The sequence below is a fragment of the Pseudoalteromonas sp. APC 3893 genome (assembly GCF_030408095.1).
Taxonomy (GTDB): domain Bacteria; phylum Pseudomonadota; class Gammaproteobacteria; order Enterobacterales; family Alteromonadaceae; genus Pseudoalteromonas.
The window spans coordinates 61,184-87,569 of the sequence record NZ_JASDCD010000018.1; the positions used below are offsets into that span (position 1 = coordinate 61,184).

Annotated in this window: 24 protein-coding genes, 1 rRNA gene and 1 other RNA gene; 15 read left to right on the plus strand and 11 right to left on the minus strand. The window is 40.3% G+C overall.

Annotated features, from left to right (window positions below; genetic code table 11):
* Both QMA12_RS17175 and QMA12_RS17180 read right to left on the minus strand, forming a co-directional pair.
* Nucleotides 1-372 carry a YraN family protein gene (locus tag QMA12_RS17175; RefSeq protein ID WP_290209502.1) on the minus strand — a complete coding sequence of 124 codons (372 nt, stop codon included), beginning with the start codon at nt 370-372 and terminating at the stop codon, nt 1-3.
* Between the two features lie 23 nt (nt 373-395).
* A complete protein-coding gene (locus QMA12_RS17180; RefSeq protein ID WP_290209503.1) occupies nt 396-2,261 on the minus strand; it encodes a penicillin-binding protein activator in 1,866 nt (621 codons plus the stop codon).
* A gap of 61 nt (nt 2,262-2,322) precedes the next feature.
* Here QMA12_RS17180 and rsmI point away from each other — a divergent pair, with 61 nt between their 5' ends.
* Both rsmI and rnpB read left to right on the plus strand, forming a co-directional pair.
* Nucleotides 2,323-3,180: a 16S rRNA (cytidine(1402)-2'-O)-methyltransferase gene (gene rsmI, locus QMA12_RS17185; protein WP_087533066.1), complete on the plus strand. Its 858-nt coding sequence runs from the start codon at nt 2,323-2,325 to the stop codon at nt 3,178-3,180.
* Nucleotides 3,181-3,222: 42 nt separating this feature from the next.
* Nucleotides 3,223-3,586, plus strand: an RNA gene (rnpB, locus tag QMA12_RS17190) — RNase P RNA component class A.
* Nucleotides 3,587-3,640: 54 nt separating this feature from the next.
* On the opposite strand, the gene QMA12_RS17195 is transcribed toward rnpB, so the two are convergent.
* From QMA12_RS17195 to QMA12_RS17210, 4 genes are read right to left on the minus strand one after another with little or no spacing between them, the layout of a single operon-like run.
* Entirely contained in the window at nt 3,641-4,141 is a 501-nt protein-coding gene (locus QMA12_RS17195; RefSeq protein ID WP_290209504.1) for a DUF3299 domain-containing protein, read from the minus strand.
* A gap of 10 nt (nt 4,142-4,151) precedes the next feature.
* Entirely contained in the window at nt 4,152-5,411 is a 1,260-nt protein-coding gene (locus QMA12_RS17200; protein ID WP_290209505.1) for an ABC transporter permease, read from the minus strand.
* Complete coding sequence (locus QMA12_RS17205; protein ID WP_290209507.1) at nt 5,408-6,097, minus strand: ABC transporter ATP-binding protein; 690 nt, start codon at nt 6,095-6,097, stop codon at nt 5,408-5,410. Before QMA12_RS17205 ends, QMA12_RS17200 begins: the two co-directional genes overlap by 4 nt.
* Before the next feature lie 17 nt (nt 6,098-6,114).
* The gene (locus tag QMA12_RS17210) at nt 6,115-7,188 is read right to left on the minus strand and encodes a CDP-glycerol glycerophosphotransferase family protein (protein ID WP_290209533.1); all 1,074 of its coding nucleotides are present in this window, start codon (nt 7,186-7,188) and stop codon (nt 6,115-6,117) included.
* Between the two features lie 212 nt (nt 7,189-7,400).
* Here QMA12_RS17210 and QMA12_RS17215 point away from each other — a divergent pair, with 212 nt between their 5' ends.
* The 5 genes from QMA12_RS17215 (at nt 7,401) to QMA12_RS17235 (ending at nt 12,871) form a co-directional block, all read left to right on the plus strand.
* Nucleotides 7,401-8,507 carry a phosphoribosylaminoimidazolesuccinocarboxamide synthase gene (locus QMA12_RS17215; protein WP_290209509.1) on the plus strand — a complete coding sequence of 369 codons (1,107 nt, stop codon included), beginning with the start codon at nt 7,401-7,403 and terminating at the stop codon, nt 8,505-8,507.
* 160 nt (nt 8,508-8,667) lie between these two features.
* Nucleotides 8,668-9,330 carry a methylamine utilization protein gene (locus QMA12_RS17220; RefSeq protein ID WP_290209511.1) on the plus strand — a complete coding sequence of 221 codons (663 nt, stop codon included), beginning with the start codon at nt 8,668-8,670 and terminating at the stop codon, nt 9,328-9,330.
* Complete coding sequence (locus QMA12_RS17225; RefSeq protein WP_290209513.1) at nt 9,320-11,635, plus strand: EAL domain-containing protein; 2,316 nt, start codon at nt 9,320-9,322, stop codon at nt 11,633-11,635. The genes QMA12_RS17220 and QMA12_RS17225 overlap by 11 nt, the downstream gene beginning before the upstream one ends.
* A complete protein-coding gene (locus QMA12_RS17230; RefSeq protein WP_290209514.1) occupies nt 11,622-12,455 on the plus strand; it encodes a DUF3034 family protein in 834 nt (277 codons plus the stop codon). Before QMA12_RS17225 ends, QMA12_RS17230 begins: the two co-directional genes overlap by 14 nt.
* Nucleotides 12,455-12,871 (plus strand): group 1 truncated hemoglobin, encoded by a 417-nt coding sequence (locus QMA12_RS17235; protein ID WP_290209515.1) that lies wholly within the window; start codon nt 12,455-12,457, stop codon nt 12,869-12,871. The genes QMA12_RS17230 and QMA12_RS17235 overlap by 1 nt, the downstream gene beginning before the upstream one ends.
* Here the strand turns inward: QMA12_RS17235 and QMA12_RS17240 are convergent, their stop codons facing one another.
* Entirely contained in the window at nt 12,872-13,876 is a 1,005-nt protein-coding gene (locus tag QMA12_RS17240) for a glycosyltransferase family 9 protein (protein WP_290209516.1), read from the minus strand.
* A 571-nt stretch (nt 13,877-14,447) separates the two neighbouring features.
* Between QMA12_RS17240 and QMA12_RS17245 the strand changes: the two genes are divergently transcribed.
* Complete coding sequence (locus QMA12_RS17245; protein ID WP_290209518.1) at nt 14,448-15,023, plus strand: hypothetical protein; 576 nt, start codon at nt 14,448-14,450, stop codon at nt 15,021-15,023.
* Nucleotides 14,956-15,801 (plus strand): sulfurtransferase, encoded by an 846-nt coding sequence (locus QMA12_RS17250; RefSeq protein ID WP_290209519.1) that lies wholly within the window; start codon nt 14,956-14,958, stop codon nt 15,799-15,801. Before QMA12_RS17245 ends, QMA12_RS17250 begins: the two co-directional genes overlap by 68 nt.
* Here the strand turns inward: QMA12_RS17250 and QMA12_RS17255 are convergent, their stop codons facing one another.
* The 3 genes from QMA12_RS17255 to QMA12_RS17265 form a co-directional block, all read right to left on the minus strand.
* Entirely contained in the window at nt 15,802-17,337 is a 1,536-nt protein-coding gene (locus QMA12_RS17255; RefSeq protein WP_254911206.1) for a tetratricopeptide repeat-containing sulfotransferase family protein, read from the minus strand.
* A 56-nt stretch (nt 17,338-17,393) separates the two neighbouring features.
* Entirely contained in the window at nt 17,394-19,826 is a 2,433-nt protein-coding gene (locus tag QMA12_RS17260) for a TonB-dependent receptor (protein ID WP_290209520.1), read from the minus strand.
* 171 nt (nt 19,827-19,997) lie between these two features.
* Nucleotides 19,998-20,354 (minus strand): DUF5522 domain-containing protein, encoded by a 357-nt coding sequence (locus QMA12_RS17265; protein WP_290209521.1) that lies wholly within the window; start codon nt 20,352-20,354, stop codon nt 19,998-20,000.
* A 50-nt stretch (nt 20,355-20,404) separates the two neighbouring features.
* Here QMA12_RS17265 and QMA12_RS17270 point away from each other — a divergent pair, with 50 nt between their 5' ends.
* Nucleotides 20,405-20,731: a hypothetical protein gene (locus QMA12_RS17270; protein WP_087533051.1), complete on the plus strand. Its 327-nt coding sequence runs from the start codon at nt 20,405-20,407 to the stop codon at nt 20,729-20,731.
* A gap of 72 nt (nt 20,732-20,803) precedes the next feature.
* Complete coding sequence (locus tag QMA12_RS22230) at nt 20,804-20,971, plus strand: transposase DNA-binding-containing protein (RefSeq protein WP_140394325.1); 168 nt, start codon at nt 20,804-20,806, stop codon at nt 20,969-20,971.
* Between the two features lie 553 nt (nt 20,972-21,524).
* Here the strand turns inward: QMA12_RS22230 and QMA12_RS17275 are convergent.
* A complete protein-coding gene (locus tag QMA12_RS17275) occupies nt 21,525-22,385 on the minus strand; it encodes a YicC/YloC family endoribonuclease (protein ID WP_290209522.1) in 861 nt (286 codons plus the stop codon).
* Between the two features lie 177 nt (nt 22,386-22,562).
* Between QMA12_RS17275 and rph the strand changes: the two genes are divergently transcribed.
* The 4 genes from rph to QMA12_RS17295 form a co-directional block, all read left to right on the plus strand.
* Nucleotides 22,563-23,276 (plus strand): ribonuclease PH, encoded by a 714-nt coding sequence (rph, locus tag QMA12_RS17280; protein ID WP_058560283.1) that lies wholly within the window; start codon nt 22,563-22,565, stop codon nt 23,274-23,276.
* A 22-nt stretch (nt 23,277-23,298) separates the two neighbouring features.
* Entirely contained in the window at nt 23,299-23,943 is a 645-nt protein-coding gene (pyrE, locus tag QMA12_RS17285) for an orotate phosphoribosyltransferase (protein ID WP_087533049.1), read from the plus strand.
* An 88-nt stretch (nt 23,944-24,031) separates the two neighbouring features.
* The gene (locus QMA12_RS17290) at nt 24,032-25,075 is read left to right on the plus strand and encodes an IS110 family transposase (RefSeq protein WP_290209526.1); all 1,044 of its coding nucleotides are present in this window, start codon (nt 24,032-24,034) and stop codon (nt 25,073-25,075) included.
* A 1,107-nt stretch (nt 25,076-26,182) separates the two neighbouring features.
* Nucleotides 26,183-26,386, plus strand: a 16S ribosomal RNA gene (locus tag QMA12_RS17295); the annotation flags it as partial.

A 26,386-nucleotide genomic window follows, 5' to 3' on the forward strand; every position in this document is an offset into this window, starting at 1 on the left:
TTAAAATACGTTTTTTATCCAATTAAGTTGTTGTGCTTTGTCGCCAGTAATAGCGACAAAGTCGATTCTTAGCGCTTGATTTTTTAGCTGTTTAGCTGCTAAATAATGATAGATAGTGCGCTTTAAACGTTGTTGCTTCTGTTTTCCTAGCGCATGCATTGCACCGCCTTTGATACTACTTGCACGAAACTTTACTTCTATAAATACAAGTGTATCACCGTCACGCATTATTACATCAAGCTCTCCATAGGGGCAGTTATAGTTACGCTCTATGGGTGTTAACCCTTGCTGCTGTAAATACTTTTGCGCTTGAAGCTCATAGTATTGACCTTTTTCTCGACTATTTTGCCATAATTGTTTGAACCACGACATGACACGTCCTTGTCTGTTGGTAATTATTCACTTGTAGCTGTTTGCATAAATAAAGGTACTGGCGCTTGGGTTTTTAATTGCACAGGCTTAATTTGTTTATTTTTATATTGTGCCCATTTAAGCTGACGATTAATTTGGCCATCACTAGCGATGCTTAATTGACCCGTTAATCCGGTATATTGCTTACCTGGGATCATGCTCAGTTGCGTAATATCACTTAGCATAGCCACAGAGTCATAGGCCATGGCAAATAAGCGTTGGCTGATATCGGCTTGCTCTGGCCATAGAGAATTATATTGTTGGCGCAAGGCTTGGTTAGATACTTGACCGCTAAGCATCCAAGGTAGCTCAGTAAAATATAAGCCGTCTAAATCACCTTTGTCGGTTCTATCGATTTGTTTACTATGACTCTTAGAGCTCGCGTAAAGAGGTATGCGCTCTACAAAGGTACTTACGTTAACATCTAAGTAAGGCTTAATTAAACGGGTTTCTATGGCGTCGCCCAAAATATAAATAACGTCGATATCTCTGCGTGAGCGGGTTTCACTCTCAACTTCTTGCTTAAATAACGATTTAACCGTTGTAATGCGTTCTTTTGATTTATCAACTTCGAGTAACCCTGCGATTGTTTTTGGCATATCCTTTTTACTGCTATATAGCCCTACTTGTGGCTTTGTTTCACTATAGCGTTGCCACTGCATATTAAAAAAATCAACTAAGCGTTGTCCGGCACTGCTATTTGGCGCAAGAATCATAGGCTTTTGGTAACCTTGAGTTAAAAAGTGCTCAAGAGCTTGTTGTACTTCGTGCTCAGGATTTAAAGCAAAAAAGAAGTGTTGGCTTGAGACGCGCTGTCCTTCAAAAGAATTTAAATGCAAAACAGGGTAGTTCACTAAGGTTCGATTATTCGCTAGTTTATCAATGTTTGCTTTGAGTAGTGGGCCAATAACAAAGTTAGGTTTTAATTCTGCGAGCTTAGTTTCTAGCTCTGTGGTCGTCAGCATTTCATCAAGAAAAACTGTTTCGGTGATATTACTGTTATCGAGTGCCCCAAGCACTCCTGCTTTTAATGCATCGCCTAAGCGTTCATTAGCCCCAGATTGAGGTAGTAGCACCACTAGCCGCTCAATATTAACAGGCTCTATCGCGATTAATTCAGCCGCTCTTTTAGGGAGTACTGCCATTGCGGGGTGAGTCGGGTAGCGGCGCTGCCAATTATTGATTGCCTGATCTAACTCAACCGGTGCACCTAAATAAACTTGGTGATACAAAGCCAGGTTTACCCAACCTTGCTGTACCACAGAGCCACGATTAAAACGCTCTAATGCGTAAGATGAAAGCTGTTGTAGATTTTGCCAAAGCGCTTTATTAAGCTCAGGAATTGTTAAACCATTTTTACTGGCAGCTTCTGATGCTCTAAAAAAATACGGTGCAGCTTGTTTAGGTAAGTTTTGTGATGAGTAGATGCTGGCCGTTAAATATTGGTGCCAAGCAAAATGCTCAGGTTGCGTTAACTGGTTATTTAAAGTGGCTAGCATTTCCAGCGCTAAGGTGTTTTTACCCTGCTGCTTTTGTGCAAATGCGGTGTAGAGTTTATTTTGCACCTGATCAACCGTTGTGGTTTGCTCAAGCTCAGTGCATATTTGTTCTAGCAGTGGCCAGCGTTGTTCTTCGATAGCCGCATCACGCGCACTATAAAGCAGCTGAATTTTATCTGCACCTTGGCGGTTTAACGCAAGTTGGTACATTGATTGTGCATCAGTCGCTTGAATTTGTGACGTACTATTAGCTGAACTAAGGTTTTCAGAAGTTTTAGTCGGTTTTTCGGTTGTACTACAGGCCGATAACCCTGACAATATGATTAATAGACTAACAAGTTTAAGTCGCACAATGATTTCCCAATACGTTAACGCGATTTGCTTATATTACTGACTGACGCAGGAGACCTCAATGTTAAATGAGGAGAATTCAGATAAAATCGGCACTCTTTACATCGTTGCCACCCCAATTGGCAATTTTGACGACTTAAGTCAGCGTGCAATCGCGACATTATCGCAGGTTGACTTAATCGCTGCTGAAGACACTCGCCATACAGGTAAGTTGCTCAGTCACTTTGGTATTAAAGCAAAAACCTTTGCTTTACATGATCATAATGAAAAGCAAAAAGCGCAGCAAATAATTGACCAGTTGAACCAAGGATTAAATATAGCACTTGTTTCAGACGCTGGTACGCCCTTAATTAGCGACCCTGGTTATGCCGTTGTTAATTTATGTCGTGAGCAAGGGGCTCATGTAACACCGGTACCGGGTGCGTGTGCAGCAATTACTGCGGTATGCTGTTCAGGCTTACCGACCGATCGCTTTCAATTTATTGGTTTTACTCCAGCGAAAAGTAAAGCTCGCCAAGACTTCTTCATTGAAGCCGTTAATTCAGGCATAACCAGTATAATGTACGAAAGTACGCACCGTATTATGGCTAGTCTTGATGATTTAGAAAGCGCCCTTGGTAGCGAACAACAGGTGGTTTTTGCTAAAGAACTAACCAAAACGTTTGAAACCTTTTTTAATGGCACGGTAACTGAGTTAAAACAGTTTTTAACGGATGATCCAACTAAACAACGTGGTGAAATTGTTTTAATGCTACCGGGCAAACCTAAGGTGGTAGATGATATTCCGCCAGAAGCTCGTAAAATGTTAGCCTTACTTGAGAGTGAAATGCCGATGAAAAAAGCCTGCGGTATCGTGGCCGATTACTTTGGTATGAAAAAAAACGCCCTGTATAAAACAATTATTGACGAAAAAGGCTAATTCTTTACTGCACAGAGCATCAAGCTCAGGTATACTGCGCGCCGAGTCAGCCAAGATAATCGCTGCCTGCAACGAAAATGCGCAGGGGGAGGAAAGTCCGGGCTCCACAGGGCAGAGTGCCAGCTAACGGCTGGGGGGCGTGAGCCCACGACAAGTGCAGCAGAGAGGAGACCGCCAACTTCGGTTGGTAAGGGTGAAAGGGTGCGGTAAGAGCGCACCGGGCCGCTAGTAATAGTCGGTTGCAAGGTAAACTCCACTCGGAGCAAGACCAAATAGGGTTCCTTATGGCGTGGCCCACGTTGGAACCGGGTAGGTTGCTTGAGCCATAGAGCGATTTATGGCCTAGACGAATGATTATCGCTTTCTTAGGAAAGAACAGAACCCGGCTTATAGGCTGACTCACTCATTTAACAAAAAAGCCCGCAGTTAACGCTGCGGGCTTTTTTGTGTTTGTAGCTTTTTAAAGCTCAAACGGGGCGATGCCTACGGCTTTTATTTTATAGCCAACTTGAGCGATGTCGCCACTCCATGTTTCGGTGCTGATGATGCCGGTGACTACAATCGCATCATATAAGCTTTCGATTGGTACGCCGCCTTTAATTGTTACGTGGACAATTTGATTGGGTGGCGGTGGTGGTACGTGAATACAAGCACCAAAATACGGGACCAGTAAAAACTCGGTGATGACTTCGCTATCACCTTCAAGTGGTACCACAAAACCTGGTAAACTCACCGACTGGCCATCAAGTTCTTTAACGACTGGCGCATCAAGATCGGGCTGCACCCAGTTTTGCTCACTGCCTTCATGGCTAGCTTGGTCTTGGGTATCAATTTGCACATGCCCTTGGGGGATCAGGTCTTCCCAAAATATTTCTTTTGGCGCGTTAGCATGAGCTAAAAAGCTCACTGCTAAGCTAATAATAACCAAGCTTACAAAGCTAAGTTTTTGAATGTACTGCATGGTGTTCCTCTTAAATTTTAATGCTCATGCCATCGGTCAGTGAGTAGAAATAAGCACGCGTTGCGGGAATAAGGCCAACGATAAAACCTGCCGCCATAATAGCGCCAATCAACATCAGTTCATAGTGGGAGAGCATACTGATTGTGACAGAGATGCCCCCGTGGCTTTGTAAAAAACCTGCGGCAACGCTCATTAAACCATAAAATAAACCACAGCCTAATAAGCAGCCAAATAATGTAATAAGGAGTGACTCTATACTGATAAGCGAGAACAAGTGCCAAGGTCTGGCACCTACAGAGCGTAAAATCGCCAGTTCACGACGGCGTTGGTTTAAGCTGGCTAAAAGTGTTGTTAACATGCCAAGCAGGCTTACTAACACCACAATGGAGGAAAATAACAGTAGGATTTTTTCGACTATTGAGAGCATTTCCCACAGCTCACGCAATGTTACGCCAGGCATAATAGCCAAAAGTGCTTCAGGTTTATATTGGTTAATATTACGACGCACTTGCAAGGTGTATAAAGGTGAGTCAAAGCCCATTAAAAAGGCCGTAATTTGTTTTGGCTCTCCGGTTAGGTTTTCGTTATGCTGCTCATGCTCATGCTCATGCTCATGCTCATGCTCAGAGTGACCCCCGCCGTGAATTAGCTCGATGGCAGCAAGGGGAATGTGCAAGGTTTTATCAACAGGTGTGCCTGTGGCTTTTAAAATACCGACCACGGTAAATGGGTCTTCATCGTGATGGTGAAAGCTGGTATTGCCCATGCCATGTGAAATAACTACTTTATCGCCAAGCTGATAATTTAGTTTGTTGGCGATTTCACTGCCTATTACCACTTCGTTTAAATGGCTAAATGCAGCGCCTTGGGTAAACGTTAGCGGTTGTTTTTTCCCGTATTTGTAATGTGTAAAGTAATCTAAGCTGGTACCAAGCACGGCTTGGCCTTTATGGCTGTCACCAAGGGATAATGGAATTGTCCATGCAACGCCCCGTTGTTGCTTGATATATTGGTAGCTTTGCCAGCTTACGCCATTGTTTGTGTGGCCAATGCGAAATACAGACGACAGCAATAATTGAATATCGCCAGTGCGGGCGCCAACAATCAAATCTGTGCCTGATATTGTATTGCTAAAACTACTTTTGGCATCAACGCGTACACGCTCAATACTCAGTAGCAGCATTACGCTAATGGCAATGGTAAACAGGGTTAAAAAAGCACTGCCACGGCGGTTTAGCAGGCTTTTATAAGCAAGCTTTATCAATATCATTGTGCTTGCTCCGTAATATCACTTAGGCTGATTGAGCGATTAAACAGTGTTTGCAGGCTTTCATCATGGCTAACAAATACTAAGGTGCTACCGGCTATACTGGCCTGAGCAAATAACAGCTCAATAAATGCAGTGCGGTTATTAGCATCCAGTGCAGAGGTCGGCTCATCGGCAATAATGAGCTCTGGACTGCCAATAAAAGCGCGTGCGGCAGCAACCCGCTGCTGTTGGCCAATACTTAAATTTGCTACGTTTTGCTGGTGGTGTTCCACTGTGAGGCCAAGCGCAGTTAATAACCGTGCGGCTTCTTGCTCTAAGGAGGCGCTTTGTTGCAGTGCTTTTTGTTGGCGTGGCTTTGAAAACTGGCAACCTAGCATTACGTTTTCAAGCGGGGAGAGGTAAGGCAGTAAATTAAAGTTCTGAAAAATATAACCTATATGATCAGAGCGAAAAACATCACGTTTGCGGTTACTCAGGGCTGCTAAATCAGTATTTAATAGTTTTACGGTACCTGAGTTGGCAGTATTGATCCCAGCAAGCAATGATAATAAGGTTGATTTACCAGAGCCGCTCGGCCCATGTAAAAAAACATGTTCGCCATCTGTAATGTTTAATGCCGGTATGCTAAGCGTGGGCTTTGCTTGTTGCTTGTGCCATTTGAAAAGTACATTGTTAAGTGTGATCATAAAAACCTATATAATTATTACCAACGCCAATAATTTAACTTTTTACGCATCTTTAAATTTCGAATTAAATTAAGCGGTTTGGGCTTAAGTTTTGGATTTGTTAATACTAATTCATTGCATGCTGCAAGTACACGTTGACTCGATAGGCCGTCTTGGTATGGATGAAGCTGTTGACAAAAAGACTCAATATCGTCCATTAGCTGAGCTGGATGAGATAAAGCAAGCTCAATTGCAGCTTCTACTTTTTCAGGTTCAGTGACATCAAGAAGGTGTTTTCCTGGATCTTGGTTGCAAAAAGTTACGACTGGTTTTCGTTGTAAAATAAACATCAATAAAATTGATGAAGTATCACAGAGCATGACATCAGCAGCTTTTAAAAGGGGTAATACATTATCTGTTTCAATAAAAGTTAGGTTTTCGTTCTCAAGAGCTTGATATTTAGTGACTAACTCATTTGGCATTTTAGGGTGGAACTGCATTAGAATTCGCCACTTACCTTGCTCACTAAAAGTTTTTATTGTTTGGTAAAGCTTCGGTGCCAGAGATAAGTTTCTTGAAAATGTTGAGCAAATTAATAGTGTTTTTCTTTTATCATCAGGCTGTGTATAGATACTTTTGGTGTCTGGATTGAATAGAGGATCTAATGTAGGCCAACCAGTTTCTTTTACAGCAAAGTGCTTATATTGTTTTGACAGTTGTTCAAATCTTGATGTTGTATTAGGGCCTTGAGTACAATATAAATCAAAACATCCTCTGATATTAAAGTGATCTTCGAAGCCTTTACGATTTCGTTTGCCTGAATTGAACCCATGGAAAAGACCTACTTTTATACCTGGGATGAAAGGAGGTATAACATTTCCTGGGACGAATGAAACATCTGGAGACCACCTAATAACTTCTTCGATCGTTAATAGCTGAGATTCATTATTTTTCAAGAAACTAGATGTAACTTCATTTCCTTCCAAAAACCACTTTACCTCACCTCCTTGAGCTAGTATTTCTTGCTGTAATGGCCGTAAAATAGCATAAGAATAATTTTGAGAAATATACATTAAGTATTTTTTATTTTTAGTTGCTGTTAAATAGTCCAAGTATAGTCCCCCAATAAATAGACCCATATTATAACTCTATATTGTTTATGACAGCAAAGTTACACTGGAATGACCCTTTAGCTCTTATTTATACGCTATGTATAAATAGAGCAGAGATTGAGCTTTTGGCTCGTCTCGATTATTATTAGCACCTCATAACCCCAATACCATACTTATGCTCATTATGGGCATGCCATACATCCGGAGATAGCATGACTAGCTATAAAGTTTTAGACGTAAACGATGACTTACCTATTCGTACAAAAGGCCCTGTTCACAGTGGTAAAGTGCGTTCAGTTTATTGGTTAACAGATGAAGATAGCGCTCGTTTAATTAGTGAAAAAGGCTATAAAGTTCCAAAAGGAACAGAGCTTGCCATTATGGTTATTTCTGATCGTATTTCTGCGTTTGATTGTATTTGGCAAGGTGAGAACGGGTTAAATGGTGTACCAGGTAAAGGCATTGCATTAAATACTGTAGCGTCACATTGGTTTAAGTTATTTGACCAAGCTGGCCTTGCGGGTAACCACATTGTTGATATTCCTCATCCTTATGTATGGATTGTACGTAAAGCGAGCACAGTTAAAGTTGAAGCGATAGCGCGTCAATACATTACAGGCAGCATGTGGCGTGACTATAGTAAAGGCATACGTAATTTTTGTGGCTTAGAGTTACCAGAAGGCTTAACGGCTAACCAAAAGTTAGATAACGTGTTAATCACTCCTTCTACAAAAGGGATCATTACGGGCGTAGCAGACATCCCTGAAGTGGATGATGTAAATATCACGCGTGAGAATATCACTAATAACTTGGGCGTCTTTAATTTTAAGTCTGAAGATGATATAGCTAAATACGAAAAGTTATTAACAGAAGGCTTTGGTCTAATAAGTGCAGAGCTTGCGAAGCTTGACCAAATTTTTGTTGATACCAAGTTTGAGTTTGGTTATGTAGAAGATGTCGATGGCACAGATAAACTTATTTACATAGATGAAGTGGGTACGCCTGATTCATCTCGCATTTGGGATGGAGCTGCTTACCGAGATGGTAAAATTGTTGAAAACTCAAAAGAAGGTTTCCGCCAGTTATTGATCAACAATGTGCCAGATAGTGATGTATTACTAAATAAAGACCGTATGGATGAACGTGAAACTCTAGCGCAAGAGTATGTCTTACCGGAGTCTGTTATGCTTGCTGTTTCTGATACTTATGTTGGTATTGCAAGTAAAATTGTCGGTAAAGATATCGCTATTCCTGCGGATCCACGTAGAGAAGTGATTACCATATTAGACGATCAATATGGATTAATTACTAAGTCTTAATAATGAGTTGGTAGTTAAGTGACTTTAAAAAGCCCAATATTTTACTATTATTTAGTGTAATTGGGCTTTTATAGTTGCATTACAGAGCACAGTTCAATTAGCTTAAGTAAAACCTGATAAAAACTTTAAACGTGGTACTTCGTGTATCCAAGGGTATAAAATGGCTTGGCTGGGGATTGTGACTAAATACATGGCGGCATTGGGTCTTTTGCTATTCTCTTGCTTTATCTCTGCTGCAGATATTACTCTTAAGGTAACGGATCAACATGGCCAGCCCTTGGTTAACTCTGTTGTAGAGCTACTCGGGCAGAATAATCAAGCTGTTGCAGGTGATTTACCTGTGTTGATTATGGATCAAATAGATAAACATTTTTCACCGACTTTACTTGTTGCCCAGCAGGGACAGCAAGTTAACTTTCCCAATAGTGATAACATTCGCCACCACGTTTATTCATTTTCGAAGGCTAAACCATTTCAATTAAAATTGTACTCAGGGCAACCAGAACAGCCTGTTGAGTTTGAAAATGATGGCATTGTGGTGCTTGGCTGTAATATTCATGATTCTATGGTGGGCTATATTTATATAGCAAGTAGTCCTTATACTTACCAAAGTGATGCAAATGGTATAGTGCGTATAGAGCAGAGCCGATTACCTGTGAAAATTAGCCTTTGGCATCCTCTGCAATCGCTGCCCCTTGAAGAAAAGGCGCTATTAAGCATTACTGAAAATGCTGTTAGCAGTTTAGCTATTGTGATTAAAACGGATACCCCTGCGCCACGTAATACATTTGGTAATAAATTTAAGGCTGAGAATGACCAATAGTTTAAAAAATCGCATTATTATACTGTGTGTCGGCTTGGTGTTATTAACCACAGTAGTTAGCTTGGCTAGCTTTTGGTGGTCAACGAGTCAATTTAATGAAAATAAAGTGACTCAGGATATAAACGTTGCTGAGAATGTGTACAAGCAATATTTAACGGCAAAAGAAAGCCTACTATTAACGGCGGCAAAGGTTTTAACATCAGACTTTGGCTTCAAACAAGCTGTAGCGACACGTGATGCAGATACTATCAGCAGTGCCTTGTATAATCATAGCCAACGCATAAATGCCGATGTAATGTTGCTATTAGATTTATCGGGTGAGCTAATTTCATCAAATCAGCCAAACCAGATTTTTAGCAATGACTTTAAGCAGCTAATGACTGAGCTACTTAATAACTCTGAGCAATCAAGTTTTGTGGTCTTTGACGGTGAATTATACCAAGTTATATTACTGCCAGTGAGAGCGCCTAGAACGGTTGCTTATAGTTTGGTTGGCTTTCAAATTAGTGACAACGTAGCAATAGAGTTAAAAAATCTAACGGGCATGGATGTGAGTTTTATTGCGCAAAGCGACGGGGTTATTCGCAGCTCGCTAGTGTCTAGACCCACTCCTTTTGTACCAAATAGTTATTTTCATCAAGCAACGACCTCACGTTTTTTTGGTGAGCAACCCATCTATCGTAATCGAGATTTACACTTAGCTTCACTAAAAAAACATCCTGTTAATGTATTGCTAAGCGCTGATTTATCACAAAGCTATAGCGAGTTTGAACGGTTGTTTTTTACGTTAATATTTTTAGCTGTCTTAACTATTGTAATCGGTATTATCACCAGTAGCTTATTAGCAAAAAATTTAACCATGCCTTTATCGCAACTGGCTAGCTTAGCCCGTCAGTTTGCCCTTGGTAATTACAGTGTTGATGCTATGAGTAATAAGCAAAGTAATGAAATAAAAACGCTTATTGATGCGTTCAAAAACATGGGTAACGATATCAACGAACGCGAACAGCAAATTAGTTTTGCGGCAAAACATGATTCATTAACAGGTTTTTATAATCGCTCTGCAATGCTTGAAGTGTTAAATGAGTCTCTGGAAGAAGCTCAACAGTACACCTTAGTCGCAATTGATATTCGCGGCCTACGCCATATAAACGATAAACTTGGCCCAAGAGTAGGAGATGACTGTTTAAAAGCGGTTGCGTGTCGTATTGCCGAGTTTTCTGACGAATTAGGAGGCTTTCATGCACGTATTGGGGGGGATGAGTTTTTAACAGTGTTTCCTACATTAACCAGCCAAAATATAAAGTGTGGCATACCAGGTCTAATGGACCAGCTACAGGCTTGTTACACAATTCAAAAATTAAATATTAGTTTACGCTTTAGTGCTGGGGTTGTGAATTATCCAGAGCAAGGGCAGCAAGCCGATGATTTGATCCGTCGAGTGTTAATTGCTGTTGATAGTGCGTCAACTGAACATGAGAATATTCATTACTATCAAGATGGTGAAGATGAAGAACATCTTGAAAGCCTACGCATGATCGATGAACTTAAACAAGCGATCAGTGATGATGATGGGCAGTTATTTATGACCTATCAGCCCAAATTAAATATTGCCACGGAACAAATAGATAAAGTTGAGTCTTTGATCCGTTGGCAACGAAAAGACGGCAGTTGGGTATCACCTGAGTTATTTATTGATCTTGCTGAACAGTCAGGACTCATCGTTGAGTTAACTGAGTGGGTTATTAGCACAGTTGTGAAGCAAGTCGGCTTATGGAAGCAAAATGGCATTAATATGCAGGCGGCTATTAATGTATCGGCTCAAGATATTGCTTACCCAGGCTTTCACGCAAATTTAGTAAAAACATTAAAGAATCACTCGGTAGCACCTGCGTTGATCACGATCGAATTGACTGAACGCGATATGATTGAAAATGAAGAAAAAGGCATTCAAGCATTAGAGAGCTTGAAAGCCATTGGCGTTAAAATTTCGCTGGACGATTACGGGGTAGGGCAAACGTCATTAGGGCGATTAAAAATGTTACCAATCGATGAGCTTAAGCTGGATAAGTGTTTTATTCTAAAGCTAGACGAATCGAAAAAAGATCAATTTATTGTCGAGTCAACTATTACACTTGGTCATCAATTAGGCTTTTCGGTAGTGGCTGAAGGAGTTGAAACCGAGGGCTCCTTAGAGTTACTCAAAGCGATGCAGTGTGACCATGTACAAGGTTATTACTTAAGTAGGCCCTTAAAAGCTGATGTATTTGAGCATTGGTTGGAGCAATATAATGAACCTGCTTAAAGTCATCATAGTTTTAATAACATGTGTTTATTCATTTCACACTCTTGCTGCACAAGGTAAATTGTTAGCTACGCCGGGAGTATCACAAGTGGAGGGCAGTGCGGGCGGCGGTATTGTACCTTGGGCGCAGTTAGCTGGTTATGCCAGTGATGACGAATTTGCTGTAAACGGCTTTTGCAGCCGAGCAGATGTCACTGATTACAGTTTAGATGTATGTGGTGCTCAAGTTAACTTGTTTAACCGTGTTGAATTTAGTTATGCACAGCAACAATTTGATGTACCAGCACTTGATACACAAATCGAGCAGTCAATTACATCAGCTAAGGTGAGAGTGTATGGTGATATTGTTTATAGTCAATGGCCACAATTAAGTGTTGGCGTACAGCATAAGTCACTAGAGGATGGCACTGTTGCGACCTTGCTTGATGCACAAGACACCAGCGGGACTGATATTTATTTGGCGGCAAGTAAGCTACATTTAGGCGTCATAGCTGGTTATAACTGGTTCTGGAATATCACCACGCGCTACAGTGATGCCAACCAACTTGGTTTGTTAGGTTTTGGTGGAGTAGATAAAAATAAAGAAATCTTATTTGAAGGCAGCACTGCGGTATTTTTCAGCCGTGAGGTAGCTGTGGGCATTGAGTATCGGCAAAAGTCTAATAATCTTGGTTTAGGTGAGCAGGATTGGCAGGACTTTTTTATAGCGTGGATGCCTAATAAGAATGTAAGTGTGACGGCTGCATGGCTTGATTTAGGCCGCATTGCAGGTGCAGCAGATCAAACAGGTTGGTATCTATCTGTCACAGGTTATTGGTAATGAAAAACGTTTTCTTTGTACTTTTATTATCCACACTTACAGCATGTACATCAGCATCAAAGCTGAGTTTATATCAGCAGTTGGATGGTCAAAAAGGCATTGAACGTTTGGTTGATAGCTTTATTAATCAAATAGGTAATGACGATACTATATTACCTTATTTTACGCACGCCAATGTTGCACACTTTAGAGCGGGCTTTATTACTCACTTATGTTCTATCACAAATGGCCCCTGTGAATATAAAGGCGATAATATGGTTGATATTCATACTGGAATGCATATTAGCGAACGAGACTTTAATCGGGTGGTGGATTTATTAATTAATGCGATGGATGAGCAACACATCAGCCATTCGGTACAAAATCAAATTTTAGCGAAAATGGCGCTACTAAGATCTGAGATTATTAATATTTGATTAATCTAATAATTTTTTAGTGGCATCGGCGATATCTTTAGGATTTATTTCTTTAATGATATCGCCTTCAAGTAATTGAGAGCCATTTGCAACTAATGCTATTTGGTTTAAGGTTTTAGGTGCGACCAGGCTCCATGGTGATGTGCCTAGACCTACAATTGGTATTATTGGTACATTAAGCGCCGCTGCAATATGCATGGGCCCTGAGTCAATACTTATCATTAAATCTAAAGTACCAATAGCATCGGCCATTGATGCTATTGATGTTTTTCCAGCTAGCATTTTAGAGTCTATACTTTGCTTAATGAGTTGCTCATGTAGTTGTTTTACATCTTCGACTTCAGTTGGATCACCAAATAAATATAAGCAGCAATCATTTTGTTTAGCAATTATCTCAAGGCTTTTTAGAGCAAGTTTTAAAGGGTAATGACGCAACTCTTTATTTTTACCTCCAAAATAAATCCCAATATTTTTATTATTGGTACAACCTATCAACTCACTCTCATTTGTCATTAAAGAAGTACTTGGTATCGTTGAAAATGGGTTACCAAGGGGTTCATTAATAAGTCTGCAATAGCGATAAATATAGTGATGGTTAGGGTTGAGGATCAAGCGGTGTGTTAACAGAGGCGAGCGACCGTTTTTAGCATAACCTACACGGTATTTAATACGCGCTAAAAAACATAACATAGCTTCAGATAAAGAATTACGCATGATAAAGGCTAATTCAATTCTTTCTGACTTTAATATTTTGGCTTGAGCTAGCATTGAAATGGACTTGGAGCTATTAAAACGCTCGTCAATAATTACTGAGTAGCGCGAATCTCTTTTGAAAAGTTCGGCTAAGTAGGGACGAACTAGCAGTGATATTTTATGATTCGGGTATTGTTCTTTTATCAACTGAAGTGCGGGGGTGCAATTAACTGCATCACCAATAAACTTGGGAAGTACTACGAGGATCGTGCCAGTAACTGAAATCTTTATTTCTAGGGAGTTATTTCTCATTACTTGGGCTTGAGGTCCTTATAAAAATTTATTGTACCAACGTCAGTTTATGAAGTCTATTTGGCGCCAGTATTTTATTATAATTAATAACTCATCAATAGTGTTAAAGAATTAACCTATAAAAATATACCGGAGTATAAGCCCTGTAAAGGATTATAGGCGATTATATGTTGCTGCAAATAATTTTAGTGTGCAGTTTTTTGCAAAATTATATTGTAACTTAATTTTTAAGTACTTTTTGTTTTACAGTCTTTTCGATGGAACATTTATTCACTTCATGAAAAACTTATATATTTGGTACTGTAAGCATCTTATTTCACATATTGGGAGAGAGAAATACATATAATGAGCGCCCTTAGGTATGGGGTATTTCGGTACCTTTTAAGGCTTCAAGTCACTTTAACGTTGAAGATGCAAATTTAATCCCCAGAGTAAGTCATAAAAAACGCAAAGAATTTATTAAAAGTAAATTGCCAAAGCGTTATATTTTTGTGCCGTTTCAGGTTCCTCATGATACGCAAGTTCGGAGTTTTTCAAGTTAGTTGTGTGTTACTCGCCTTGGTTGAATTCAATGGAAATGCTTTACAGTGAGGTAATGAACGCTGTAGAAAAGTTAAATGACCCTGATTTAAAAGTGGTTTTTAAAGAGCATCCATCTTGGCATAAGCATTATACACACTTATACAAAAAGCACCCTCAAGCTATATTTGCAAACGGCAATGCAACTGCTGATCTAATCGAAAATGCACAGGCTGTAATCACTATCAATTCAACTGTAGGGTTAGAGGCGCTGTTATTAGCAAAGCATGTAATTACACTTGGTCAGGCTTGTTACAACATTGATGATTTAGTTTTACATGCAAATAGTAGGCAAGAGCTATTTGAGCGCTTATTACAACTGGATCAAGGCTGGCAACTAAACTTGGCGTTACGAGATCAGTTTTTTGGTTATCTAAAGCATGTTTACACTGTTGAAGGAAGGTGGCAAGATTGCTCAACACAACATGCTAAGGCTGTGGAAGAACGCCTGATAGGTTTAGATGTTTTTTCGCAGCAACTGAATAACGTAAAGGATAACAATGAAGAATGTAGTAACTTGCCAATGGTTGAACGAGCACATAAACGATTCAAAACTCGTTATCTTTGATGCGGGTATGGTGCGCCCGGGTTTATCCGGAAAGTACCAACCTGATGCTATGTTACCCAATGCACAGCGTTTTGATTTTAAAAAACAACTCGCGGATTTATCCAGCGGCTTATCTCATACTATGTGTAGCCCTGCGCAATTTACGCAGCAAATGCAGCTTATGGGCGTCGACCAAGATTCGTTGGTGGTTATCTATGAAGATGAAGGCCTGTTTAGCTCTGCTCGTGGCTGGTGGATGTTTAAGGCAATGGGCTTTGATAACGTTAAAGTACTTAGTGGTGGTTTAGCCAAATGGCAGTCTTTAGGATACCTGACTCAAGTTGAATACAGCCATAATCATCATACAGGTAACTTTATTGCCAAACCCAGAGCCGACTACTTCATTGACGCCGCAGCGGTGTTTAATAACATTGATAATGACGACGTTTTGCTATTGGATGCACGCAGTTACAAGCGTTACACAGGCGAAATGGCTGAGCCGCGAAAAGGCATGCGCAGTGGTCATATACCAAATAGCTGTGCTATGCCATACAGTGAACTACTGAATGACGGAGAAGCTAAACCCCTTGAACAGATTAAAGCTGCTTTTGAGAAAGTCATTGATAACGAGCCAATATTACAATTTAGTTGTGGTTCTGGAGTTACTGCGTGCATCTTAGCGTTATTTGCTAGCGAGTGCGGCTATCAAAACCTGCATGTATACGATGGTTCTTGGAGTGAGTGGGGAGCACGAGACGAACTCCCTATCGAAACAGGGTCTTGCCCTAGGCGGGTATAGTTACAAAGTATTTACTGCAAAGTCATAGTGGCGCCAATAGTTAATTGCTTTACGATTAAGTGGTTGGCGCACTTGCACTTTACTCGCTGTAGCCGAGGGGCTTTGTTGTTTATAAAAGTCTAAGCAGTCGGTTTGCCACTCTAAATTACAAAAAGCGTATACCTTTTGCGTATTACTGGTAGGTTCAGTTACCAACTCTTCATATTGGATGATCAAGACATTGTCTTTATATGTGCTCGCGAAGTGATTTATTAGGTCACAGTAGTCATAGTAATACCGATTTATATTTTTTAAATCATAACTGTAATGATGAAAAGCACTCGCAGGGTTATAAAGCTGACGGAAATTTGCAATACAGGTATCTTGTTGCCCCCGCTGCATACAAATTATTTTAGCTTGTGGAAATGCAGCTAAAATTAAATCAATATAATAAAAATTGAAGGGCTGCTTATCACAGCTACGTAGTGATGGTGCGACTAATTGTCTAACCCGCTGTTGATAACTATTAAGTTGCTCAATAGTGTGTTTATTTTTATAGGCGTTTGCTAAAACATTGCTATTTAAAACCTGCTTATTATCCCCTTGGCAAAGTTGAACAATGTCATTAAGCTCGCCAACACCTTGAACTTGATCAGACTGATTTATAATTTTTTCCATTAATGTGGTGCCTGAACGTGGCATGCCGACAACAAATATTGGCGCAAAGTCGGTGTCAGTTTGAGTGTTGGGGAATTGCTGACTAAGCTTTGTAATCTGCTGGCAAAATTGACTATGTTGATCTGCGTTATATTTTACGAGCTGGTTAATGTTCTTTTTGCTGGCGATAAACGCATTGTAAGCGTTTTTAAATTCACCTAAGTGCTCATAATTAAGTGCCATAGCATGTTGTGCATAGTGACTGTCTTGCGCTGATAGTTTACTTTTAACTAAGGCTTTAAGCTGCGCTAAATGTACTTTTGCTGAGTGTGAGTTATTTAACTCTGCTAGAGAATAATGAGCTTGAAAATACGCAGGTTGCTGAGTAATTAATTGCTGTAGTAAATCACGAGATTTATCAAACTCCCCCATCACTTTGTAACCGACAGCCAAATTATAAGTTACTTGTGGATTTGATGGCTGACATGTAAAAGCTTTTTTCTGCCAAACGAGTGCCGTTTCGTATTGCCCTAGCCGAGTCAGTACGTTGGCCACAAGGTCATAATACGTAGCATCTTCAAGTTCACTCTTTAATGTTTGATCAATATAATGCTGAGCACTCATTAATTGGCCTGATAATGTAGCAAGCTTTGCTAAGTGAGCAATATATAAAGGATGCTTGGTAATACTCAGTGCTTTTTCGAGTAGCTTTTGTGCTTTACTGGTATCGCCTGCGGCTAAATTTACTTGTGCCAATAAAAAATAACTAAAATGATCGTTTGGGGTCTTTTTTATATTACTTACTAATAAATGGTGGGCGTCATTAAGTTTACCTTGCGCAATTGCTTGGTCAATATGGCGTTGAAGCTGAGTTTGAGCTGATGTTAGTTGCATAGTCATAAGCATAAAAGCCTTGATGTAAAACACCAAGGCTTTTGTTTATAAAGTTAATTTACTTACAGTTCAAAATTATAAGTAAACTTCATCCCAATAGTTCGAGGCGCCGTTGTGTAGTGGCCGTATACACGTTGTAAGTCTGGTAACTCTTTATTTAACTCTTCGTACTTAGCCATACCTGCCCAAGATTTATCGCGACGTACTGAGGTATACGCGTATTTGTCGAATAAATTATCAACGTAGAGAGTCGCAGACCACATATCACCTGTTAGCTTGGCCGATAAGTTACTTAGTGCATAACCGGCTAATGTTTCGCCATCCGCTTTTAAGCCAACTTTAGTGATGGTATCACTTTGTGCCGTCATACCGTAATTGATACTGAGCAGTTTATCATTCAATACATCTTGCTCATAACGTAAACCGAATGAAAACTGATGCTCTGGAGCACCTGGTAAGCGATCGCCATCAGCACCATCATAGTATGCTTGATACTGTGCGTATTCATCGTCCAGTACACCTAACAAACCAGGTGCATCTTCAGTTAGCTCAGCCTTTGCATAGGCATAAGTGACGTAGGCAGTCCAGTTATCAGCAATCATTGCGCGAGATGAAATTTCCACACCTTTTGAGTTTGCTGCTCCGGCATTAGACGTAATAAGCTCTTGACCATTGACAGTAGCAGAGCCAACTTGGGCATCATTCCAATCAACATTAAATAATGCTGCGTTAAAATGAAGGCGATTTTTAAACCAACTTGATTTAAAACCAAGCTCATAGTTTACCGTAGTATCTGGCTCGTAATCTTCTTCATCTGGATAGGCACAAACAATTTGTTGTTCGGGTAGTACCTCAGGGCAAGGTGCGATACCGTTACCACCACCTATTCTAAAGCCTTCACTCACTGTAAAGTAGGCTAGCACACCAGAATCAAACGTGTAGCTGGCGTTAAACTTGAATAGGTTACCATTGTCGCTAGCGCTAACATTTTCCATTGCTAAATCATCAAGAGATGCAAAGTCACCTGAATACAGTGGGGTCGCAGAGCCTGATGTGGTTGATACATCGTACTCATAAAAACGTGCACCTAGGGTTACGTTAAATTGCTCAGTAAAAGCATAACCGATTTCACCGAAGAGTGCTTTTTCAGTGGTTTCTGAATCGCTAATTAAAATATACTCAAGGTCATCTTGTACATTTGGAATACCACCACCCCAAAACTCAGTTAAGCCTGGCGTATATTCTCTATCATCAGAATGAGTTTCTAGTTTGTTGTAGTAACCACCTATAATCCAGTTAAAAGCACTGTCGGAATTAGAGACTAAGCGCAACTCTTGGGTAAAGCTATCACGTGTAGATGTATCTAGTGTTTGTCCAACAAAGGCTGGGAAGTCCGCGTAACCGCTCCAAATGTCGTAAAGCAAGTCAGTTTGATCCCGTTGCCCAGATTGCTCGTAGCTTGACCAGCCAGATGCAGATACAAGTTCAGCAAAGCCTAAATCAGCTTTAATTTCTAAACTTAGTAAATCGTTTTCTTCTTCACCTGGCTCAAGCACTCGGGCTGCATTTTCATATTGCCCAACCATGCCTTGTAACGCACTGCTATCGCTTAATGAATTATATTGCGATGTTGAGTTGCCGCCGTTCTCTTGTTTTTGATAAAAGTAGTTAAGAGTGGCATCAATATCTTCGTTTGCTTGCCAACGCAGTGATAAACGCCCTGTGGTAATTTGCTCATCGTTCACATCATTCACACTACGTAAGTTAGAGCTAACGTCTTGCTCATTAGTAAAGTCAGGATTTGGGTTTGATAAACCAGGGTTTTGTACCACGTAGTTATAATCTATATAACCTGGGTTTGTGTAATAATTTACACTGGCACGCACTGCTAATACATCGTCAATCAGTGGTGTATTAAAAACTAAACCAAATTCACCACCGGTGCCATCACTTTCATCTATGCTAAAAACATCGCCAGTTACTTGCCCTTCGGTAATATCAAGCTCAGGCTGCTTTAATAAGTAACGAATCGCTCCCCCTAATGTGCCAGCACCATATAGTGTGCCTTGTGGGCCTATTAATACTTCAACACGGTCAACATCAGTTAAGCGTAAATCAATATTCAGTGGAATTTCGCCTACGTATGTTGCAACAGTGCCGCCGTCAGAAATACGATCAGAAGTATTGGTATTCAAACCACGCACGATTATAGGGGAGCCTTCACGACCACCTTGATCAGAAATAGTTAAACCTGGAACCCAGCGGGCCACATCTTCAAGATCACCAATGTTTTGATCTTTAATCACATCACCATCAAGAGCTGTAATATTAAGAGGTGCTTCCTGCACTGAACCGGCGCGACGAGTAGCTGTGATTTGTATAGTCTCAATAGCTTTGTCTGCTTGGGTTGTTGATTCTTCAGCTGCAAGGTGTTGGCTATTAAATAAAATAGCAGAAACAGCTGATGCAAGAAGTGCTGGCCTAAAGGTGTTCATGTTTTTATTCCGAATAAGTTACAGTTAATTTATGCTTTAAAATCAAAGTTGAGTGATTTTTTAAACAAAATTAATTAGATATAAAGTGAATTTATATCTAATTATAGTGTATTTTTATTCTTATAGTCATGCGTTATTTGCAAGATTATGTAATTATTTTGAATAAATACTCTATGGTTTTTTATAGGGGCAATTTTGGCAGTTGTTTTGGCAGCATTTTCCACGTTTTAAGAAAAACCAACGACTGAATACCATATAGCTATTTTGCATTTCATAATCGAGGTTTTCGATTAAATTGGCGTTAGTGTGAAAGGATTTTGCAAAAGCAAGTTGCTCTTTGAGGGGCCGTAGATAGAGGGTAGTTAGAAATTGATTTATTTTCGCTAAGGTACACTCTCGACATAAACAGCTGGTGGTTGTGTTATCAAGCGGTAAAATAGCGGGGAGTTCATTGCACCAACAGGCGTTGATATTATCAACATTGCACGTAAGCGTTGTTTGGCATTGTGAACAGGCTAAAATAGTCATTTGAGATACGTTTAATTTTCAATAATCCATAGAATAACAGATAAGCAGCGATGAACAGAGCACAAGCGTTAGCAGAATTTGCCCGTTTTGGTAAACAAAAAGACGAGGCCATCAGTATTATTGTTTCAACAACAAGTGATGAGCAAAGCCCTGCTTACACATTAACGCTCGCAACCGTACTCGATGTACTCACTCGCTGCTTGGCAGGCGAGATAGCTTTAGATGACCTTGAGCTGTGGGCCAATGTTATTGAATCAAGAACCGACATCGATCACAGCGCCGTGGAAGGTGCAATTTATGCCCTAAGCAACAGCGAACAAATGGGCGAGTTGGATACTAGTAAAATTGAGAGGTTGGTTGGATTATTGAAAATCTAGCCATCAGTCTGTCTCTTATACAGAAGATTTTATTTTCTTAAATTTATGATCTAATAAACAAAAAGTTAGGTCATGAATACGCTAAGCAATGAATCTCTCGAATTGGCGCAACTTATTTTCAGTAAAGCTAAGCTTAATGATCCTCGTCCCACTAAACGCTTGGTAAGTATAAGTGCTTCTTTAGAAAGTAATGCCAGTAAGTCATTAATGTCATCTTGCCTACACAGACAACATAGTTAGAGAGCGGCCACTCGTGCTCGCTCTTTAAGATGCAACAGGGCTGAGCTATAAACATTCCGTATGTGATGAATTAGGTGAAGTCAATTCAGCAAAGAGGCGGAAGAAAAGCACGAACAGCCAGTATAGATGTCAGCTTTACGCCGATTAAATTAAAGTGTTTACGGTATACAACAGAGCCGATCATGCAGTTAGGTGAGCCCTGTTTGCTAACACAGAAGTATAGGCTTTCACCGCCTGAATATTTTTTTGGGCGGCTTTGCTGTATACAGTAACCTGTTTTGCTGTGAGCTTTCCCTGTTCACTCCATAGTTTCTGAAATAATGGAGAGTGCAATAGTGGTTGCTCACCACCGATTTGCTCACCGCAAAACGCTTATTGAGAAAAATGAGGGGGCTGCCTATCATTCTGCCCACCACTAAACAGGTAGTAGGTAACGGAAATCTGCAAACCGATTTGGACTGGGGGATAAAAAGCCCTTTATTTTCAATACTCTTCACAAGGTAATGCAGGGCTTCTAAGACATTCTTGGACGGGTAACCTTCTACCTAGGAACCTATTCGATGTTTTGAATTTGCTCTCTCATCTGCTCAATCAATACTTTTAGCTCTACTGCTGCATTGGTGATGTCGCTATTAATTGATTTAGAGGCCAGGGTGTTTGCTTCACGGTTGAACTCTTGCATCATGAAATCTAAACGACGGCCACATGCACCGCCTTTTTTAAGGATCTTTTTAGTTTCTTTCACATGCGACTTCAAGCGGTCTAGTTCTTCAGCTACATCTTGCTTTTGGGCAAGGTAAATTAGCTCTTGCTCTAGGCGTGATTCGTCAATGTCAGTTTTTAAATCTTCAAGTTTTTGATTTAGCTTTTCACGTTGCCATTTTGCAATTTCAGGCATGTGAGTTTCTACAACAGCAACTTGCTCTAAAATAGCATCAAGACGTGTGGCTATCATTTCTTCAAGGTTTGCACCTTCATCAGCTCTAGCAGATTTAAAGTCTTCGATAACTTGATCAAAACCTGAAATAAGGGCGGTGTTAACGCTGTCCATATCAAGCTCTTCGGCTTCCATGACACCAGGCCAACGCAGAATATCAACAGGGTTGATGTCACCATTACTTTGTTGTTGCACCCATTTAGCACTATTTATAAGTTGCGCAGCAAGCGATTCATTTATTGAAAGCTCACCAACATGGGCAGGGTTGGCAACAAACTTTAAGAATACTTCAACTTTACCGCGCTGTAAGTGTTTACGTAAGCGCTCACGAATAACGGGCTCCATGCCACGAAATTGCTCAGGCGCACGAATAAAAGTTTCAAGGTAACGTTGGTTAACTGAACGAACTTCCCACGTGCCAGTGCCCCAATCGCCTTTTATTTCGCGACGCGCGTAAGCTGTCATACTGTGGATCATGGATGGTTTCCTAGTTTATTTAAACAATATTGAACTGATTATACCGTATCACTGCATAAGCTCTAGCGGAAATTTTTGTTGATGTTGTTTTTGCTTATAGCATTTCTACAATTCACCATGGCATCTGCCGCTATATATACTTATAATATGTCAAATTCAGAATTAAGGGGATCGTTAATGCGTCCAAGCGAAAGAACACCTAACCAAATTAGACCGGTTACATTTACGCGTAATTATACATTGCATGCAGAAGGCTCAGTGTTGGTTGAGTTTGGCAACACTAAAGTACTGTGTACAGCAACTGTTGAATCAGGTGTACCGCGTTTTATGAAAGGCCAAGGTAAAGGGTGGATCACAGCTGAGTACGGAATGTTACCTCGCTCAACCCATACTCGAAATGGTCGTGAAGCGGCGCGAGGCAAGCAAAGCGGTCGCACTATGGAAATTCAACGTTTAATCGCACGCTCTCTTCGTGCTGCGGTTGATTTAAAAGCATTAGGTGAAAATACTATTACAATCGACTGCGATGTAATTCAAGCCGATGGTGGTACGCGTACTGCATCTATCAGCGGAGCCTGTGTTGCCTTAGTTGATGCGCTGACTCATATGCGTAGTAAAGGTATGATTAACTCTAATCCTCTTAAGTTTATGATCGCAGCAATTTCAGTGGGTGTTTATAAAGGCCAAGCGATTAGTGATTTAGAATACCTAGAAGACTCTGATGCTGAAACAGACATGAATGTGATTCTAACTGAAACAGGTAAAATCATTGAAGTGCAAGGTACTGCTGAAGGTGAACCTTTCTCGTTTGATGAGCTTGATGAACTACTAACTTTAGCTAAACATTCAATTCGCGAAATTATTGACGTGCAAAAGCAAGCACTCGCTTAATAAAGTAATAGGTTTAATAGTAATGAAAGATTATCAAATAGAGTTTATTGAATTTGCACTTGAAAAGCAGGTGCTTAAATTTGGCGAGTTTACTTTAAAATCAGGCCGTACTAGCCCTTACTTTTTTAACGCTGGTTTATTTAACACTGGCCGTGACCTGGCTCGTCTTGGTCGTTTTTATGCCGCTGCCCTTGAAGATGCCGCAATTGATTATGATGTTTTATTTGGCCCAGCGTATAAAGGTATTCCAATTGCGACCACCACAGCTGTTGCGTTGGCTGATCATCATAATAAAGATGTGCCTTATTGCTTTAACCGTAAAGAGAAAAAAGCGCATGGTGAAGGTGGCACATTAGTAGGCTCTGAGCTCAAAGGCAAAATCATGTTAGTTGATGATGTGATAACAGCAGGTACTGCTATTCGAGAGTCAATGGAAATCATCGCGCAAAATGGTGCAGACTTAAGTGGTGTATTAATCGCACTTGATCGCCAAGAGAAAGGTAAAGCAGAGTTATCTGCAATACAAGAGGTAGAGCGTGACTTTGGTACTAAAGTAATTTCAATTGTGAAATTAGCTGACCTTATTAGCTACCTTGAGAGCAAAGGGACAATGGATGAACATTTAGAAGCCGTTAAAGCATACCGCGAGCAATACGGTATCGCTTAATTACGCTTTGATACTCATTGAGCCCCTCCCCAGCATCGCGATTATTCGCTACGCTGAAAAGGCAACCAACCTTACAGGAGAAAGCTCAATGAACTTTTACAATAACATGCATCCATATTATTGTGGAATCGATTTACACGCGCGATTACTTTATGTTTGTATCATTGATAATACAGGACTTATCCTTGTTCACAAGAAAATTAAAGATGATCCTGACGCACTGCTAAAACTACTTAAACCGTATATCGGTGACATTGTGGTTGGCGTAGAGTGTATGCACTGTTGGTATTGGGTCGCTGACTTTTGTAAAGAACACACTATCGACTTTATTCTTGGTCATGCTTTGTATATGAAGGCAATTCATGGCGGTAAAGCTAAAAACGATAAAATTGATTCGTATAAAATAGCCAAACTCATCCGTGGTGGTAACTTCCCACTTGCCTATGTGTATGACAAAGATATGCGTGCTACACGCGACTTATTACGCCGTAGAACCAAAATTGTTCGTCATGGTGCTGATTTAAAAGCCCATGTCGCCAATACTGCCAGCCAGTACAATTTACCTGCCCACAACGTTAATTTAAAGAACGTTTGCGACAGAGAAAAGATGCGCTACTACTTTCCTGATCCCGTTGTGCAACGCTCTATTAATTTAAATATGGCCATACTCGATTGTTATCACAAGGAGCTTAAGCCTTTAGAGCACTATATTGAACAAATGGCTAAGCAGCATAATCCTGTGCACCTTAATATCTTGCAAACAATTAATGGTATAGGCCGCATTCTCGCACTCACTATCATTTACGAAATTGGTGACATCAATCGCTTTTCTAGCGTACAAAAGTTCGCTTCATACAGTCGGTTAGTCAAGTGTAAAGCAGAGTCTGCCGGCAAAACCTATGGCACCCAAGGTAATAAAATTGGCAATGCACATCTCAAATGGGCTTTCTCGGAAGCCGCTGTATTACTGCTGCGTCACAGTCACAACGCCAACAAATACCTTGAAAAACTACAAAAGCGAATGAGCAAAGCCAAAGCATTGTCAGCGCTTGCACATAAGCTGGGTCGTTGTGTTTATTATATGCTTAAAAAAGAGACGGTATTCGATGAAGAAAAATTCTTAAAGAGTTAGTCACGGTACTGAGTGAGCTGTACATCTAACTGGATATAAGGCTGAGCATCAATCAATTGGGTGAGTTGATAACCAACAAGGTTTAACCTGATTATATGCCTACAGACCTAAGCCACTTGCCTTGATTAGACGCTCAGTACGCGTGCATTAATACAATAAACAAAGTCGCTTACACCTGACTTGAGCCTGAAACTAACTGGATCACATTGATGAAACCAGCCGCCTTGAATAGTGCCATGATCAGGTTAACCGATGAATGTCTAGTGCCCCAGTAAGCCCAAAAGGATATGGGAAAAACCTGGCTGCGATGAGATCGCAATAATCGATTACTGCGTAACGCGCCTATATGTGTTTGCCGTAAGCTACTTGCTTAACAGCCGCATCGACAGACGAAGTAAACGAATTTGTTTATTGATTTAGAATTGACCGTCAATTTATAAAAACGGTCAAAAAGAGTACTATTGCCTATTGACAGAGTTAAGGCTCATATGTGTTTAGGTGTTATCTAATCGTTATATAGTAAAAGCCCAGTTATTTTCACTGGGCTTTTTACACTAAATTACTTAACAAGGTTATTAAAACGTAAATTAAGTATAGGTTTTGTAGTGTTTGGCATGAATAATGAGCGAACAGTACTTTATTTTAAGTTTTCTTTAATAAACGCTTGCGTAAAAATCGTATCTCCCTATAATGCGACCCCACTGAGACGGCAGAGCAGGCAACGCTTAGCGAGGCAAGCAGCTAATCAGTAAGTCGAGTAAAACTTGAGTTTAGATTTTTTAGAAAGTTTAAAATTAAGTGTTGACAAAAAAATAGGAAAGCGTAATATGCGCAGCCCTAGCGACATAAAGCAAAGCGCTTTAATCGCAACGTTCTTTAACAATATAAAGCAATCATCTGTGTGGGCACTCGTACAGATTGAGTTCTAACAGTCGAACTACTTCGGTAGTAAGACACAAAATTTAGAGTCTCAATTGAAACTGAGTGACCAACAGCAATAAATTAATTTATTGCAGCACAGTCAATTCAATATCGAAAGATATTAAATAAATTCAGAATTCATTGAGCTGTTCTTCACTCTTTATTGGGTGGGAACATAAAAACTTTTAATTGAAGAGTTTGATCATGGCTCAGATTGAACGCTGGCGGCAGGCCTAACACATGCAAGTCGAGCGGTAACAGAAAGTAGCTTGCTACTTTGCTGACGAGCGGCGGACGGGTGAGTAATGCTTGGGAACATGCCTTTAGGTGGGGGACAACAGTTGGAAACGACTGCTAATACCGCATGATGTCTACGGACCAAAGGGGGCT

Bases quoted from the DNA above. Each gene is read 5' to 3' on its own strand.
- QMA12_RS17175 (WP_290209502.1), bottom strand. From the start codon at position 372: ATGTCGTGGTTCAAACAATTATGGCAAAATAGTCGAGAAAAAGGTCAA.
- rsmI (WP_087533066.1), top strand. From the start codon at position 2,323: ATGTTAAATGAGGAGAATTCAGATAAAATCGGCACTCTTTACATCGTT.
- QMA12_RS17195 (WP_290209504.1), bottom strand. From the start codon at position 4,141: ATGCAGTACATTCAAAAACTTAGCTTTGTAAGCTTGGTTATTATTAGC.
- QMA12_RS17200 (WP_290209505.1), bottom strand. From the start codon at position 5,411: ATGATATTGATAAAGCTTGCTTATAAAAGCCTGCTAAACCGCCGTGGC.
- QMA12_RS17205 (WP_290209507.1), bottom strand. From the start codon at position 6,097: ATGATCACACTTAACAATGTACTTTTCAAATGGCACAAGCAACAAGCA.
- QMA12_RS17215 (WP_290209509.1), top strand. From the start codon at position 7,401: ATGACTAGCTATAAAGTTTTAGACGTAAACGATGACTTACCTATTCGT.
- QMA12_RS17220 (WP_290209511.1), top strand. From the start codon at position 8,668: ATGGCTTGGCTGGGGATTGTGACTAAATACATGGCGGCATTGGGTCTT.
- QMA12_RS17225 (WP_290209513.1), top strand. From the start codon at position 9,320: ATGACCAATAGTTTAAAAAATCGCATTATTATACTGTGTGTCGGCTTG.
- QMA12_RS17230 (WP_290209514.1), top strand. From the start codon at position 11,622: ATGAACCTGCTTAAAGTCATCATAGTTTTAATAACATGTGTTTATTCA.
- QMA12_RS17235 (WP_290209515.1), top strand. From the start codon at position 12,455: ATGAAAAACGTTTTCTTTGTACTTTTATTATCCACACTTACAGCATGT.
- QMA12_RS17240 (WP_290209516.1), bottom strand. From the start codon at position 13,876: ATGAGAAATAACTCCCTAGAAATAAAGATTTCAGTTACTGGCACGATC.
- QMA12_RS17245 (WP_290209518.1), top strand. From the start codon at position 14,448: ATGGAAATGCTTTACAGTGAGGTAATGAACGCTGTAGAAAAGTTAAAT.
- QMA12_RS17250 (WP_290209519.1), top strand. From the start codon at position 14,956: ATGAAGAATGTAGTAACTTGCCAATGGTTGAACGAGCACATAAACGAT.
- QMA12_RS17255 (WP_254911206.1), bottom strand. From the start codon at position 17,337: ATGACTATGCAACTAACATCAGCTCAAACTCAGCTTCAACGCCATATT.
- QMA12_RS17260 (WP_290209520.1), bottom strand. From the start codon at position 19,826: ATGAACACCTTTAGGCCAGCACTTCTTGCATCAGCTGTTTCTGCTATT.
- QMA12_RS17265 (WP_290209521.1), bottom strand. From the start codon at position 20,354: ATGACTATTTTAGCCTGTTCACAATGCCAAACAACGCTTACGTGCAAT.
- QMA12_RS17270 (WP_087533051.1), top strand. From the start codon at position 20,405: ATGAACAGAGCACAAGCGTTAGCAGAATTTGCCCGTTTTGGTAAACAA.
- QMA12_RS22230 (WP_140394325.1), top strand. From the start codon at position 20,804: ATGAATACGCTAAGCAATGAATCTCTCGAATTGGCGCAACTTATTTTC.
- QMA12_RS17275 (WP_290209522.1), bottom strand. From the start codon at position 22,385: ATGATCCACAGTATGACAGCTTACGCGCGTCGCGAAATAAAAGGCGAT.
- rph (WP_058560283.1), top strand. From the start codon at position 22,563: ATGCGTCCAAGCGAAAGAACACCTAACCAAATTAGACCGGTTACATTT.
- pyrE (WP_087533049.1), top strand. From the start codon at position 23,299: ATGAAAGATTATCAAATAGAGTTTATTGAATTTGCACTTGAAAAGCAG.
- QMA12_RS17290 (WP_290209526.1), top strand. From the start codon at position 24,032: ATGAACTTTTACAATAACATGCATCCATATTATTGTGGAATCGATTTA.